Raw genomic sequence first — 13,962 nt, 5'->3', positions numbered from 1 at the left:
CTCGACGATCGCCACGCTCGCATGCGGGCAGCGCTGCTTCAGGTGATAGGCCGCGCCGATGCCGGACAGGCCGGCGCCGACGATCAGCACGTCGAGGTCGTTGCCGTCACGCCGGTCGCGGCGGGCGGCGGGGGCGGGGGGGCGGGGGGGGCGGGGGGGGGCGGGGCCGCGCCCCCCCCCGCCGTACCCGCCGCCACTACCGCCGCTCATGCCGCCCGGCACCGGCACACGGTTGCCGGTCGCATACATGCACTGCAGATACGCGTAGTCGTAGCGCCGCTGGACATCGTAGGCCGAGCCCTGCGCGGCGCCCGCGCCGACGACGCTGCCCGCGAGCAGCCCCGCGCCCGCGCCGACCGCCGCGCCGGTGCCGCCGTTGAACGCGGCGCCGGCCGCCGCGCCGAGCGCGGTGCCGACGGCCGCGCTGCCGACCGCGCTCGCGGTCGACGCCTGCCCGGCGCTCACGCCGCCCGATTGCTGGAACGCATACTGGCGGCAACTGCCGTCATCCGCGCGGAACTGGTCGAACGACTTGCCGGTGCCCGGCAGCGCCATCACGCTCGGGCCGGTCGGCATGTATGCGCATGCGCCGAGCAGCGCGACCAGCGCCAGCGCGGCCGGCACGCGCAGCGGTCGAAATACGGTCTTCATCGTCGCGCCTCCGTCACTGCGGTCGGGCCGGCACCGTGCGCCAGCCCGACTTGCAGGTCTTCACATACGGGTAGTAATGCTTCGACGCGTCGCAGTAGTACCAGAGGTTCGCGTCGCCGTCGTCCTGCGGCTGCCCCTTCTCGACATACTCGGGCGGCGGCGGCGGAGCGACCGGCACCGCGACGACGGGCGGCGGGTAGTAGTACGGCGCAGGTACGACAGGGGCGTAGTACGGGTAGCCGGGGCCGATATAGACCCCGACCCGGGCGGCATGCGCCACGCCGCCCGTCGCGACCGCCACCGCGGCCGCCGCGCCCAGCGCGAGCTTCAATCCATTCACGTCACGTTCTCCGGCAGGCCGGTTCGTCGATCCGAACCGGACATCCCGAACGCTACGCCGCACGCGATCCGGTATCCATTACGGGCGGGCGCGCAAATGTTGCGCGACGTTACCCATGTGACAGACGCCCCGCTCGTTCGGACGCGCGCGTTACGCGTTTAACGCATCGAAACCGTTGGCCCTCCCGACACACGGTTTTCGTCTGCGCAAAACCGTTCCGATGACGCGACGCGCCATATTGACGCACGTGCGTCAGACCGCCACGCCGCGGCCGTACGCGCCGCGAACGGCCTTCTTGATACGAATCAACGATTTATCCGGAAATCGCGCGCGACGGGCTGGACATCTGCGACGAGTTGGCGCATTTCGCGGTGCAACATCGCGGCCCATACTCCAGCCAACCCCGACGCCGTCCGCCGGGGTCCGCCGGCACCCGCCGGCGGGTATCGTCAAGCCTCGGTCAACTGGTATGGACACCGCACTTTCGGCCCTCGATCTGGCCCGCCTGCAATTCGCGTTCACCGTCTCGTTTCACATCGTCTTTCCGGCGCTGAGCATCGGCCTCGCCAGCTTCATCGCCGTGCTCGAATATCGCTGGCTGAAGACCGGCAAGCAGTACTACAAGACGCTCTGCCTGTTCTGGTCGAAGATCTTCGCGGTCGCGTTCGGGATGGGCGTCGTGTCCGGCGTCGTGATGAGCTATCAGTTCGGCACCAACTGGTCCGGCTTCTCGAGCTTCGCCGGCGCCGTCACCGGCCCGCTGCTGATGTACGAGGTCATGACCGCGTTCTTCCTCGAAGCCGGCTTCCTCGGCATCATGCTGTTCGGCTGGAACCGCGTGAGTCCGCGCGCGCACTTCGGCGCGACGCTGATGGTCGCGATCGGCACGCTGATCTCGACGTTCTGGATCCTCGCATCGAACAGCTGGATGCAGACGCCGCAGGGCTTCGAGATCGTCGACGGCCGCGTCGTGCCGACCGACTGGTTCGCGATCGTCTTCAATCCGTCGTTCCCGTACCGCCTCTTCCACATGGCGATCGCCGCGTTCATCGTCGCCGCGCTCGTGGTGGCCGCGACGGGCGCGTGGCACCTGCTGAAGGGCCGCCGCGACAAGGGCGTGAAGAAGATGTTCTCGATGGCGCTGTGGCTGCTGCTGGTGCTCGCGCCGCTGCAAGCCGTGATCGGCGACCAGCACGGCATCAACACGCTGAAGCACCAGCCCGCGAAGATCGCCGCGATCGAAGGGCTGTGGGAAACCGAAAAGGGCGGCACGCCGCTGAACCTGTTCGGCATCCCGGACATGAAGGCCGAAACGACGCGCTACGCGGTCAAGGTGCCGCACCTCGGCAGCCTGATCCTCACGCATAGCTGGGACGGCGAAATCCGCGGGCTGAAGGACTTCCCGCCGGAAGACCGCCCGAATTCGACGGTGGTGTTCTGGAGCTTCCGGATCATGGTCGGCCTCGGCTTTGCGATGATCGGCCTCGCCGCGCTCGCATGGCTGCTGCGCCGCCGCGGCCGCCTGTACGAATCGAAGGGGTTCCAGCGCTTCGCGCTCGCGATGGGCCCGACCGGTTTCGTGTCGCTGCTCGCGGGCTGGGTGACGACCGAAGCCGGCCGCCAGCCGTGGGTCGTGTATGGCGTGATGCGCACCGCGCAGGCCGTGTCGCCGCTGTCGGTGCAGCAGGTCAGCCTGTCGATGATGACGTTCGTGATCGTGTACTTCCTCGTGTTCGGCACCGGCGTGTACTACATGCTGAAGCTGATGAAGGCCGGCCCCGCGCGGCCCGACGTCGAGCACGACGCGACGCACGACCTGCCGGACACGCGCCCCGATCACACCGCGCGCCGCCCGATGTCGGCCGTCGACGAGCTGATCGAGACCGTCTGAGCCCGCTCCTTTCGCATACGAGAAAAACTTATGGACGTCACCGTAATCTGGGCCGCGATCATCGCATTGGGGCTCTTCATGTACGTCGTGCTCGACGGCTTCGACCTCGGCATCGGCATCGTCTTCCCGTTCTTCCCGGACGAGCGGGAACGCGACCTGATGATGAACACGGTCGCGCCCGTGTGGGACGGCAACGAGACGTGGCTCGTGCTCGGCGGCGCCGGGCTGTTCGCGGTGTTCCCCGTCGTCTATTCGACGGTGCTGTCGGCGCTGTACCTGCCGCTGATCTTCATGCTGGTGTGCCTGATCTTCCGCGGCGTGTCGTTCGAGATCCGCGCGAAGGCGCGGCGCACGAAGCAGCTGTGGGATCTCGCGTTCATCGGCGGCTCGGCCGGCGCGACGCTGTTCCAGGGGATCGCGCTCGGCGCGTTCCTGCAGGGCATCGACGTGAAGGACGGCGTGTACGCCGGCGGCGCATTCGACTGGCTCACGCCGTTCAGCCTGCTGACGGGCCTCGGCCTGATCGTCACGTACGCGCTGCTCGGCTGCTGCTGGCTCGTCGCGAAGACGGAAGGCGACCTGCAGCGGCGCCTGCATCGCGTCGTGTGGCCGCTGACCGTCGTGCTGCTCGGCTTCATCGCGATCGTCAGCCTGTGGACGCCGCTGCAGGATCCGGCCATCGCGCAGCGCTGGTTCGATTCGGGGCTGTTCTGGCGCCTGCTGCCGGTGCCGTTCCTGGTGGCCGCGTGCGCGGTGTGGATGCGTCGCGCGGTACGCGACCGGCACGACATGACGCCGTTCGTGCTCGCGCTGGCGCTCGTGCTGCTCGGCTACGTCGGCCTGCTCGTCACGCTGTTCCCGTATGCGATTCCCCAGACGATGACGATCTGGGAAGCGGCGGCGCCGCGTTCGAGCCAGACCTTCACGCTGGTCGGCGCAGCGGTTATCCTGCCGATCATCATCGCCTACACGACGATGGGTTACTGGGTATTCCGAGGCAAGGTGCGCCATGAAGACCAGCATTACTACCACCACTGATTCCCCCGCCGGTCAGGTCGGCGCGCCGCGGCCGCGGATGCGCGGCTGGATGTGGTTCGTCGTTCTGTGGGCGGGCGGCGTGATCGGCGCCGTCACGCTCGGCTATGCGTTCAAGATCTTCATGAATCTCACGCTGTTTGCGGTGAAGTAGGCGAAGCGGGTGCAACGCCCCGCATCCAGCCCTCGCCCGTCTCGCCATATTGCACGCTGCCGTAGCGCCTTGTGACATCGGGTCGGCAATCGGCGGCGCAGGACGGCGGCGAATGCGCGACCGGCTACGCGTCCTGCCGCACCACGCCCAGTTTGAGCCCCAGCATGCCGAATATGCGGTTCATCGTCTGCACCGTCCCTTCGCTGCGCCCCTGTTCGATATCCTGAATCGTCTTAGTCGACACGCCGGCAAGCGTTGCCATTTCCGCACTCGTCAGCCGCATCGTCTTCTTCAGGTACCGCAGGGATTCGCGCAGCGACCATTCGGGATGCGCGAGAACGCCCTCGATCGCTTGCCGCCGGAGCAAAAGCTGTTCGGGAAGCGGCAGCGCGTTGTAGCGTTTGTCCATCGTGTCGTCCTCCGCCTAACCAAGCGCATCCAGTTCACCGGCGAGCCGCTCGAGTCCAGGCCTCAGGAACGCATGCACATCGTCCTCCAATCCGAGACCGGCGCCGTGATCGGCGATTTCCTGCAAACGCGGCGCCATCGCACTCAGCCGCGCCTGCAATGCAGCACGGTCCAGCGCGACATGCGTCTCGCCCGCCCGCGGCTCGCTAGACCGAACGACCGCATCAAGCACGCGCGCCCAGTCCGGCCGTCCGCCGTCATTTCCTTCCCAACGAATACGCCTCGCAATGCCGTCCGGATGCAGATACATCGGTGCAAAGTCGTAGAGCGGTGTCAGCGCGATGCGGCCGTCGAAATCGCGCTGTAACGCGGTGTTTCGCGCATGGTTATCCTTGTTGCCCAACGCGAGATTCGCGACGTCGCGGCACAGGTATTCAGCCACCTCGGCCTGGGGATTCGTGCATTGACGCACGAGATGCCGGCATACCTCGTCATGGCTCGGCACGACACCGAAGCCGGCGTTGCCCGTCAACGAAGCAACGCTTTCCTGAGCGAGCCGGACAACGCGACCGCCCACACGCGCACGATCGAAACGCCGAATGAAGAGCGAGCGGTCGCGCAGCACCAGCGGTGCATGCACGCGCAAGCCGAGACGCTGGGCCAATGACATGTAGGGCGCCTCGTGACGCAGGATCTGCGCAAGGCGTGCGTTCGTGCCGCGTCCGAACTTGACGATGTAATGCTCGACCGCGCGCTCGTCCGGCAGCGTGTGATCGAGATAGAGCAGCCCGTCGTCCGCGCGGGTCAGCAGCAGCTTCGGCCACTCGCCCTGCACACCCGAAGAGCCCGCAACAAAGAATCCGTGCGCGGCAAGATATTCGCTGAACGCGTCGCCTCGCGCGACCACCTCCTCGTCGGTAAAGCCTTGCCGCGGCCCCTGATGCTCGGCAAGCCATTGCGCCGCCTCCCTGACACGCAGATTTCCGATCGAATTACCGGCCCCCGCGAGCAGCAGCGGCCAGTCGGCATGCTGCTCTGCCGTTTCCGGCAAACCGAGGCGGCGCAACAGTTCCTCGCGGCCGAAGCCTTGCGGCAACAGATCGATCAGGAAAACAGGCCAATGCGGTGTCTCCAGTGGCTCGAGGCCAACCGGAAAACGGCACGTCATCGCATGCGCGTCGCGGGCAGGCCGATGCCGAATGGCCCACTCGACGTCGTACCCGGTATAAGCACGCGCGCGCCAACCTTCCCCGGAGTCGCCGAACAGGGTGACGACGCCGATATCGTGCCAGGCACCGTCGGCATGGAGTTGGATCGTGCAGGACGCGCTCATTTTCGGAAGAAATATATATAAATTACTAGACGATCAGCAAGTAAAGTATATATTTTTCTACCGAAATGCCAACCTTCTTTGTCGAGCACGCCTGAGCAGGCGCAATCTTGAATCAGCTTCTGCGGGTCAGCGCCGCCTCGATCTTGCGATCGGTCTTGTACTGGCTCAGCGCGTACACCGACCAGATCGCGGCCGGCAGCCAGCCGATGATCGTGAGTTGCAGGAGCAGGCAGATCACCCCGGCGATCGGGCGGCCGATCGTGAAGAACTGGAACCACGGGAGCAGCAGGGCAAGCAGAAGGCGCATGAGCGGTCCTTTGAGTACGTCGTTGAACGGGCGATACCCGGCCAATATGGCGGGTTGCGCGCGCCGTTTCAAGCACGGGCACGACGAGCACCGGGCGAAGCGCCGTACCGATGGGCCTGCGCTACGCCGAATCGGCCAGCCACTGCGCGACACGCAGGACGAGCGGGTCCGCGTCGTCGAAGCACTCGACGCCCGCGACCTGCGGCGCACCGCAAATCGTGAACACCGGCTTGCCCCACTGCAACCCGAGCGCGATTTCGGACAGCGTGCCGAGCCCGCCGCCGACCGCGATCAGGCACACCGACGCGCGTGCGACCAGCGCATTGCGCGTGATCCCGAGGCCGGTCGGCAACGCGACGCTCAGGTACGGATTCGCCAGCGCGGCGTCGTCTTCGGGCAACAGCCCGATCGCGCAGCCGCCGGCCGCATGCGCGCCTCGCGCGGCGGCCTCCATCACGCCCTGCTTGCCACCGCCGACGAGCGCGATACCCGTGGCCGCCACCGCGTGCGCGATCCGTTCCGCGACCCGCATCTGTTCGTCGGTCGCGTCGCGCGGGCCGATCACGCCGACCGGCATCCGGTGCCGGTGCATGCCGCGTTGCCGTTGCGCCAGTCGCGCGAGCGCGTCGCGGGCCGGTTCGGACCACGCGCATTCAATGACGTCGTTGGCGAACAAGACCTTCCCCCAGTGCCAGAACGCAGGTACAGATGGCCGTCAGCCCGATCGACAGCACGGCCGCCTGCGAAAAATCGGTTTGCCCGTCCGACAGCTTCAAATACATCAGCAGCGGCAGGATGTTGATCTGCGTGCCGGCCAGCGCCAGCGCCGTGCCGTACGTGCCGAGCGCGATCGCGGTCACGAGGCACCATGCGGATGCGACCGACGGCCACAGCTCGCGCCACGCGACGTCGAGCCACGCGCGCCAGGGCCGCGCGCCGAGCGTCAGCGCCGCCTCGAGCGGCCGCCGGTCGAGATTCGCGAGTGTGGGGTAGATCATCAGCGCGACGCGCGGGATCAGGTAATACGCATAGGCGACCGCGAGCCCGGGCATCGTGTAGATCGCGCCGCCGATCACGGTCGGATCGGCGCCCAGCGCGGCCAGCAGCGTGGTCACGAAGCCTGAGCGGCCGAACGCGAGGATGAAGCCGTACGCGATCACCAGCCCGGAAAACGCCAGCGGCACGCCGAGCAACGCGAGCGACCAGTGACGACTGGCCGGCGACTGTCCGGCCAGCGCGAACGCGACCGGCACGCCGACGGCGACCGACAGCGTGCCGGCGCCGACAGCCAGCGCCAGCGAGCGCACGATCGCATCGGCGACGAGCGGATCGCGCCACACCGGCGCGAACGCGCGGCCGCCGCCCGTGCATGCCGCGTCGACGAGCGCGGCGAGCGGCAGCACGAAACACACGGCAAGCAATGCCGCCGCAGGAAGCGCGCCGAAGCGGCGCAGCACGCCGCGTTCGGATAAGGAAGCCTGCATCCCTCGCCCCTTACTGGCCGAGCGTGGCCTGCGACCAGAGCTGGTCGACCTCGGCCTTGCGCGCCGCCGCCTTCGCGACATCGAGCGGGCGCACCTGCGGCGCGTTCGGCAGCTTCGCCGCGACTTCCGGCGCGACCGGCGTGCCCGGCACCGCCGGACGCACGTAGCCTTGCGCGAACAGCGCCTGCCCGACGTCGCTCATCACGAGGTTGAGCCAGAGCTGCGCGGCGGACGGGTTCGGGCCGTTCTTCACGAGACTCATCGCGTAGGGTGCCGACACGCTGCCGTCCTGCGGAATCACGACGTCGGCCGCGTCGCCCATGCCGTCCGCGTACTTCGCCTTGAGGCCGTCGTTCTCGTAGCCGATCAGGATCGGGATCTCGCCCTTCACGAACTTCGCGTACGGCGTCGTGCCCTCCACGCGCAGCACGTTGCCGGCCTGCTTCAGCTTGCCGAAGAAGTCGGCGCCCGGCTTCGGATTCTCGACGCCGCCGCCGTTCGCATACGCGGCCGCGAACACCGCGACCTGGCCTTGTCCGGTCGAGCGCGGGTCGAGATAGACCACCGCGTTGCGGTACTCGGGCTTCAGCAGGTCGGACCAGCGCTGCGGTACGTTCTTGACGAGCTTCCGGTTGACCAGGAACGCGATGTTCAGCGAATGCACGGCGAACCAGCGAGCGTCGGTCGCGCGGAACACGCCCGGCAGCCTGTCGAAGTTGATGGGCTTGAACGGCGCGACGACGTCCTTGCCCGCCGCGTCGAGCGCCGACGCCGCGAAGTAGTACGCGGTATCGGCCTGCGGGCGGCGGCGCGACTTGTCGAGCGCGACGACGGTCGCGGCCGAGCCGATGTCGTTGTAGGTGATCTCGACCTTCGGGTAGCGCTTGCGGAATTCGGCGAACAGTGCCTTCCAGTTCGCCCATTCGGGGCCGGTATCGAACGACACGACGAGCCCTTCGTCGGCCGCCTTCGCGTACAGCGCGTCTTCGCCCGGATACAGCGGCGCGGCCTGCGCCGCCGCGCACGAAAGCGCCACGAGCGCGCCCAGCGCCAGCACGCGGGCACGCATGGCCTTCACAAGAGAGGAGCCTGCAAACATCGTGAATCTCCGTTGAACGAAAGAAATCAGCGCGCATCCGGCGATGCCGGCAGCACGAGCAGATGGCGCGGTTCGATCGCGATGCTGCGCGCGGCGGGCTCTCGCCCTTCGCACAGCAGCACGTCGGTCGAGCCGTCCGGAATGAAGTCGTAGCGCTGCGTTGCGCCGAAGTAACGCACGTCCCCGCGACGGCCTTCGATGCGATTCGCGCTCTGCGCCGGCGGATCGGCCTGCACGTGCTCGGGCCGCACCAGCACCGCGATCTCCGTCCCCGGCCGATGCGCGCCCGTTTCCGCGCGCAGCGTCGCGAAGCGCACGTCGATTTCGCCGTGCGCGAGCACGCGGCCGCGCAGCAGCGTCGAATGCCCGACGAAGCGCGCGACCTGGGCGGTCGCCGGACGTTCGTACAAGTCGCGCGGCGTGCCGGCCTGAAGCACGCGACCGCCGTCGACGATCGCGACACGGTCGGCCATGCTCAGCGCTTCGTCCTGGTCGTGCGTGACGAACAGCGTCGTCGCGCCGCACGCGCGCTGCAGTGCCCGGATCTCGTCGCGCAGTTGATGACGGATGCCGGCATCGAGCGCCGCCAGCGGCTCGTCGAGCAGCAGCAGCTTCGGCTCGATCACGAGCGCCCGCGCAAGCGCGACGCGCTGCTGCTGTCCGCCGGACAGCATCGCGATGCCGCGCGACGCGTGCGCCGACAACCCGACCCGCTCGAGCATGTCGAGCGCGCGGCGGCGCCGGACGTCGGCCGCGACGCCGCGCATCCGCAGCCCGTACGCGACGTTGTCGACCACCGACAGGTTCGGGAACAGCGCGTAGTGCTGGAACACCATCCCCACTTCGCGCCGCCAGACGGGCACGCCGGCCACGTCGTCGCCGCCGATCGCGATGCGGCCGCGCCAGCCGTCGAGCAGCCCGGCCGCGAGCCGCAGCAGCGTGGATTTGCCGGACCCGCTGCGCCCCATCACCGCAAGCAGTTCGCCCTGCGCGGCGGACAGCGTGACGTCGTCGACGCCATGGCGGGCGCCCGGATACTGGAAACTGACGTGTTCGAATTCGAGGCTCATGAATGACTCACTTCAGACGTTGCACGGTGCCGACGGACACGAGCGTCGCCAGCACGGCGAGCACGAGCAGCACGACGGTGGCGGCGCACGCCATCCCCGTCGCGCCGTAGAACGCCTGCAGCAACACGATCGGATAGTTCCGGTAGCGGAAGCCGGCGATCAGGTTCGAGATCTGGAATTCGCCGATCGACAGCGCGGCCACCATCACGAGCCCGGAAAACAGGCTATGGCGCAGGTTCGGCAGCACGATCGTGACGAACTGGCGCAGCGGCGTCGCACCGAGCGTCGCCGCGCAGGCCTCGAGCCGTGCGAGGCCGAGGTGGCGCAGGTCGCCGAGCAGCGTCTGCAGCAGATACGGCAGTGTCAGCACCGCATGCGCCGCGATCATCAGCGGCAGCGTGCCGAGCCACGGCAGCGCGTCGCCGCTGAAGATCGCGATGTAGCCGAAGCCGAGCGTCAGCGCCGGCACCGCGACCGGCATCAGCATCACGACGCGCGTCGCGAAACCGCCGCCGGCCTGCGTGCGATGATGCAGCGCATACGCGAGCGGCAGGCCGATCACCGCGTTGAGTGCGCAGCACGCCAGCGCGACGATGAAGCTCACGCCAAACGCGCGCGTGAAGCTCCGGTTCGCGATCAGGTCGGCGAACCAGTGCCCGGTGACTCCGGCGGGCAGCAACGTGTTCGTCCACGATTCGCCCACCGCGCCGATCAGCAGCAAGGCGATCGGCAACAGCAGGTAGAGCGCGAACACCGCGAGCAGCGCCTGCAGCAGCAGGTGCCCGACGGGCGGCCGGGCCGGTTTGTTACGACGAATCGGAATACCGTCGGCCACGGCCGGGGCGGTTGACGCAGGCATGAACACACTCGCTGACGATCGGAAAAATCCTCGCGCAACGCCCGCCGGACGAGGCCCGCACGCGTTGTCGAAGCCGGCGCAGTGTGCGGTTCCGACATGGCATCGTCATGAAAAAAACGTAAAAAGCGCGCATCGACCTGTGCAAGGACGGAACAGCTCGCCATGAAGCACCTGTATCCGAACGTGGCGGAACTGCATGCATTCGCCACGTCCGCGAAGTACCTGAACTTCTCCTACGCGGCCCGCGAACTGGGCCTGACGCCGAGCGCGGTCAGCCGGCAGATCGCCAACCTCGAGGCGCTGTTCGGCGTGAAGCTGTTCGTGCGCGAGGGGCGCGGCCTCGCGCTCACCCGTGCCGGTCAGGTGTATCACGCGCGCGTCGTCGGCCCGCTGCGCGAAATCGGCAACGCGTCGATCGAGCTGCTGAGCGCCCGCGAAAACAGCGACCTGCTGACGATCGCGAGCGTGCCGACCTTCACGACGAAGTGGCTGTTGCCGCGGCTCACGCGCTTTCTCGCCGCCGCGCCGGGCGTCACGCTGAGCTTTCGCCGTCATCTCGCGCCCGGCGACGTGTTTCCGTTCGGGCTCGACGCGGCGATCCGCTACGGCGACGGCGGATGGGAAGGGGTGCGAAGCGACTATCTCGGCGGGCGGACTTTCGTGCCGGCCTGCTCGCGCGAATTCGCCGACCGGCATGCGCTGCGTGGGCCTGTCGATGCCGTGGCCGCGCCGCGCCTCGTGCACGAACAGGCGGAGATCGCGTGGTCCGCCTGGGCGGAACGTCATCGCGCGTCGCAAATGAACGCGCTGGCCGGGCCACGCTTCGAGCAGTATTCGGTGCTGATTCAGGCGGCCCAGGCCGGGCTCGGGATCGCCCTGGTGCCGCGCTTCCTGATTCTCGACAATCTCGCTGCGGGCACGCTGGTCGAGCCGTTCGACGCACCGGTCGACGTGGACGCGCAGGGACACTACCTGTGCTACGCGCCGGAACGGCTCGACAGGAGCGATGCGTTGCGGCGTTTCAGGGAGTGGATGCTGGACGAAGCCGGGCGCGTGCAAGACGGTACGCCGTCGCCCTGAAACGAACGGCGCGCACCGCCTGCGGCGGCACGCGCCCGTTGCCGGACACCGCGCGACGTCGGTATCCGGCATACACCGTCAACGCCCGATACCGAGCCCCGGCAGCACGCGCGTATTCTCGGCCACGACCGCCTGCAGCAGGCGCGGGTCGGCGCCGAGCAGCGCGAGGATCGTCGGTGCGACCTGCTTCGTGCCGACGAGATCGTTCACCGTGCGCGCACGATGCAGGCCCGGATACGACACGAGCAGGCCGAGGTGGCTGTCGTCCGGCGCGTTGCCGCCGTGCTCCTCGTCCTTCTTCGTGCTCGACGTGTAGATCACGCCCGGATTCGGCTGGACGACGATGTCCGGCGTGCGGCCGTTGGCCGGATCGCCGAAGCGGTCGGCGAGCGCCGCGCCGTACAACACGTACGCCTGCGGGCCGTCCGCGCAGATCCCCGGCGCGTTGCAGCCGAGATTCGCCTTCAGCGTCTGCACCACGGCCGTGCGCTGGCTGCGATCGCGCAGCCAGATCAGCCCGACGTCGTCGGTCTGCACGAAGCCCGTGCCGACCAGGCCCGAACCGTCGTTCAGGTTGCCCGTCGCCGTGTTGTTCTGGCCGAAGTTGCCGTTCGGGTCGATGAAGTTGTTCGCTTCGAGCAGTTTCGTCAGCGTGTCGCCGTTCTTCACGAGCTTCGTGTGATCGGTCGGCGACTGGCCGTGCTTCGACGTGACGATCACCGCCGTCGACGTGTACAGGTTGGCCTGCTTCAGCGCCGCGACGACATGGCCGATCGCGTCGTCGACGTACGTGATCGCGTTCGCGACCTGCCCGTTCGGCGTGAAGTCGGCGTCGAGATAGCCGCCGCCCTTCGCGACCGGCGCCTTCTGCGCGACGCTGAGCGTCTGGAAGTTCGCGCCGAACAGCGTCGGCACCGGCGCGTTCTTCGTGCCGGTCGAATCGCGGCCGCCGATCTGGTTGATCAGCGCCTGCACGTGCAGGTTGTCGAAGCGCGCGGTGTGCGAGTAGACGTCCGTATAGTCGGTGTTGGTCGTCGGGTCGATCGAATTGATCTCGGTACGCATCAGATCGTCGACGCCGGTGCCCGACGGGCCGTTCAGCCAGTCGTAACCCCACGCATGCTTGTCGGCCCAGGCGGTGCGCGCGTTCGGCACGCCGGCCTTCACGGCCTCGAACACCGTGTTGGTCTTCACGTAGTTGTGCGGGTAGACCGGCACGCACTGGCCGTTGACCTTCGCATGCGGGATCGCCTGCGGATTGAACGCGCCGCCGCCGTCGAGGTGCACGAGCGCGCCGCCGTTGAACGCATCGATGCCGGTCGTCTCGTCGAACACGACGTTCCAGCCCTGCTTGCCCGAGCACGTCGTGTCGCTCGGCGCGTACAGGTTGCGGTCGTACGACACGTCGTAGAACAGGCCGGCCGTCTTCGGCGAGCCGCCCGTCACGAGCGCGGCGAGGCCCGGGAACGAATCCGACAGGCCCGGCGTGTACGCATTCGCGTACGTCACGCCGCTCTTCGCGAGCACCGCGATGTTCGGGCACGTATTCGCACCGATGCAGCGCGCGAGATCCTGTTCGTGCAGGCCGTCGATGCTCAGCAGCAGCACGTGCTTCACGACGCGGCTCGTCCGCCCGTTGCTCTCGCCGTGAGCGTTGCCGTCCTGTTGCGCCGCATGCGCGCCCGCGCTGGCGAGCGCCAGCGCACCCGCCACCATCACCGCCATTTTCCGTTGCTTGATGAACCTGGAAATCATCACCCCACCTCACCGATTGATGTTGAACTACGCGACTTGCCGTCAGGCGCGCAAAATATCGCCGGATCGTGCGGCGGTCGGATGAAGCGGGGCTTTCTGTTCTCTGTCAAACGTAACCAATCGCAAATGACACGAAGCCGTCGCAATACGCGGCCTTCGCGTGCGCCGGCCCGCGCGGCCGGATTTTTTTTCGGCTTGGCCCGCGACTATTGGCGTGTGATAAAGGGTTTTCCCTGACCCGGAGCACGACTATGTCAACCCTGGAAGCTCTCCGGTTCGTGCTGGACGATGCACGTACCCCCGAAATCATTCGCCATCACGTCGTCGACGCGCTGCAGTACGCATTGCGCAACTACGGACAGGTGTTCACCGCGAAGGAAGTCGAATGGCTGACGCAGTGGGACGACGCGCGTCTGCCGCTGGCCGCGAGGAAGGAGCTGGACAAGCGCGAACCGGCGATCGCCGGGCGCTGACGAGACCGCCGCGCCCGGAAGGC

At 67.7% G+C, this 13,962-nt stretch carries 16 protein-coding genes; 5 read left to right on the top strand and 11 right to left on the bottom strand.

Features of this window, described 5'->3' with window-relative positions; translation table 11 throughout:
* Window positions 1–651: YMGG-like glycine zipper-containing protein (locus WS95_RS23275; protein WP_257139935.1), on the bottom strand; the 651-nt coding region annotated here is incomplete at its 3' end.
* 13 nt (window positions 652–664) lie between these two features.
* Window positions 665–991: a hypothetical protein gene (locus WS95_RS23270; RefSeq protein ID WP_059780102.1), complete on the bottom strand. Its 327-nt coding sequence runs from the start codon at window positions 989–991 to the stop codon at window positions 665–667.
* A gap of 469 nt (window positions 992–1,460) precedes the next feature.
* Between WS95_RS23270 and WS95_RS23265 the strand changes: the two genes are divergently transcribed.
* From WS95_RS23265 to WS95_RS23255, 3 genes are read left to right on the top strand one after another with little or no spacing between them, the layout of a single operon-like run.
* Window positions 1,461–2,882: a cytochrome ubiquinol oxidase subunit I gene (locus tag WS95_RS23265; protein WP_059826369.1), complete on the top strand. Its 1,422-nt coding sequence runs from the start codon at window positions 1,461–1,463 to the stop codon at window positions 2,880–2,882.
* A gap of 30 nt (window positions 2,883–2,912) precedes the next feature.
* Complete coding sequence (gene cydB / locus WS95_RS23260) at window positions 2,913–3,920, top strand: cytochrome d ubiquinol oxidase subunit II (RefSeq protein WP_034205974.1); 1,008 nt, start codon at window positions 2,913–2,915, stop codon at window positions 3,918–3,920.
* Entirely contained in the window at window positions 3,892–4,071 is a 180-nt protein-coding gene (locus WS95_RS23255; RefSeq protein WP_059826366.1) for a hypothetical protein, read from the top strand. Before cydB ends, WS95_RS23255 begins: the two co-directional genes overlap by 29 nt.
* Before the next feature lie 124 nt (window positions 4,072–4,195).
* Here WS95_RS23255 and WS95_RS23250 read toward each other — a convergent pair whose 3' ends face one another.
* From WS95_RS23250 to WS95_RS23215, 8 genes are all read right to left on the bottom strand, one after another.
* Complete coding sequence (locus WS95_RS23250; protein WP_059826363.1) at window positions 4,196–4,480, bottom strand: helix-turn-helix domain-containing protein; 285 nt, start codon at window positions 4,478–4,480, stop codon at window positions 4,196–4,198.
* A gap of 15 nt (window positions 4,481–4,495) precedes the next feature.
* Window positions 4,496–5,812, bottom strand: a complete 1,317-nt coding sequence (locus WS95_RS23245) for a type II toxin-antitoxin system HipA family toxin (RefSeq protein WP_059826360.1) — start codon at window positions 5,810–5,812, stop codon at window positions 4,496–4,498.
* Window positions 5,813–5,924: 112 nt separating this feature from the next.
* Window positions 5,925–6,119, bottom strand: a complete 195-nt coding sequence (locus WS95_RS23240; RefSeq protein WP_059792823.1) for a YqaE/Pmp3 family membrane protein — start codon at window positions 6,117–6,119, stop codon at window positions 5,925–5,927.
* Between the two features lie 121 nt (window positions 6,120–6,240).
* Entirely contained in the window at window positions 6,241–6,711 is a 471-nt protein-coding gene (locus WS95_RS23235; protein ID WP_095211607.1) for a TIGR00725 family protein, read from the bottom strand.
* A 61-nt stretch (window positions 6,712–6,772) separates the two neighbouring features.
* Window positions 6,773–7,603, bottom strand: a complete 831-nt coding sequence (locus WS95_RS23230; protein WP_059826358.1) for an ABC transporter permease — start codon at window positions 7,601–7,603, stop codon at window positions 6,773–6,775.
* A 10-nt stretch (window positions 7,604–7,613) separates the two neighbouring features.
* Window positions 7,614–8,702 carry an extracellular solute-binding protein gene (locus WS95_RS23225; RefSeq protein WP_059792821.1) on the bottom strand — a complete coding sequence of 363 codons (1,089 nt, stop codon included), beginning with the start codon at window positions 8,700–8,702 and terminating at the stop codon, window positions 7,614–7,616.
* A gap of 26 nt (window positions 8,703–8,728) precedes the next feature.
* Window positions 8,729–9,772 (bottom strand): ABC transporter ATP-binding protein, encoded by a 1,044-nt coding sequence (locus tag WS95_RS23220; protein WP_059826355.1) that lies wholly within the window; start codon window positions 9,770–9,772, stop codon window positions 8,729–8,731.
* A gap of 7 nt (window positions 9,773–9,779) precedes the next feature.
* Complete coding sequence (locus tag WS95_RS23215; RefSeq protein WP_059826353.1) at window positions 9,780–10,631, bottom strand: ABC transporter permease; 852 nt, start codon at window positions 10,629–10,631, stop codon at window positions 9,780–9,782.
* Between the two features lie 162 nt (window positions 10,632–10,793).
* On the opposite strand from WS95_RS23215, the gene WS95_RS23210 reads away from it, so the two are divergent.
* The gene (locus WS95_RS23210; RefSeq protein ID WP_059826350.1) at window positions 10,794–11,711 is read left to right on the top strand and encodes a LysR substrate-binding domain-containing protein; all 918 of its coding nucleotides are present in this window, start codon (window positions 10,794–10,796) and stop codon (window positions 11,709–11,711) included.
* A 78-nt stretch (window positions 11,712–11,789) separates the two neighbouring features.
* Here the strand turns inward: WS95_RS23210 and WS95_RS23205 are convergent, their stop codons facing one another.
* Window positions 11,790–13,466, bottom strand: a complete 1,677-nt coding sequence (locus WS95_RS23205) for an alkaline phosphatase family protein (RefSeq protein WP_059826348.1) — start codon at window positions 13,464–13,466, stop codon at window positions 11,790–11,792.
* A gap of 251 nt (window positions 13,467–13,717) precedes the next feature.
* Here WS95_RS23205 and WS95_RS23200 point away from each other — a divergent pair, with 251 nt between their 5' ends.
* Entirely contained in the window at window positions 13,718–13,939 is a 222-nt protein-coding gene (locus tag WS95_RS23200; RefSeq protein ID WP_011548933.1) for a hypothetical protein, read from the top strand.
* The last annotated feature ends 23 nt before the right edge of the window (window positions 13,940–13,962 follow it).

The organism is Burkholderia sp. MSMB1826 (assembly GCF_001526325.1).
Taxonomy (GTDB): Bacteria; Pseudomonadota; Gammaproteobacteria; order Burkholderiales; family Burkholderiaceae; genus Burkholderia.
Note: the sequence above shows the minus strand (reverse complement) of the source record. Positions and strands in the feature narration are given on the sequence as shown.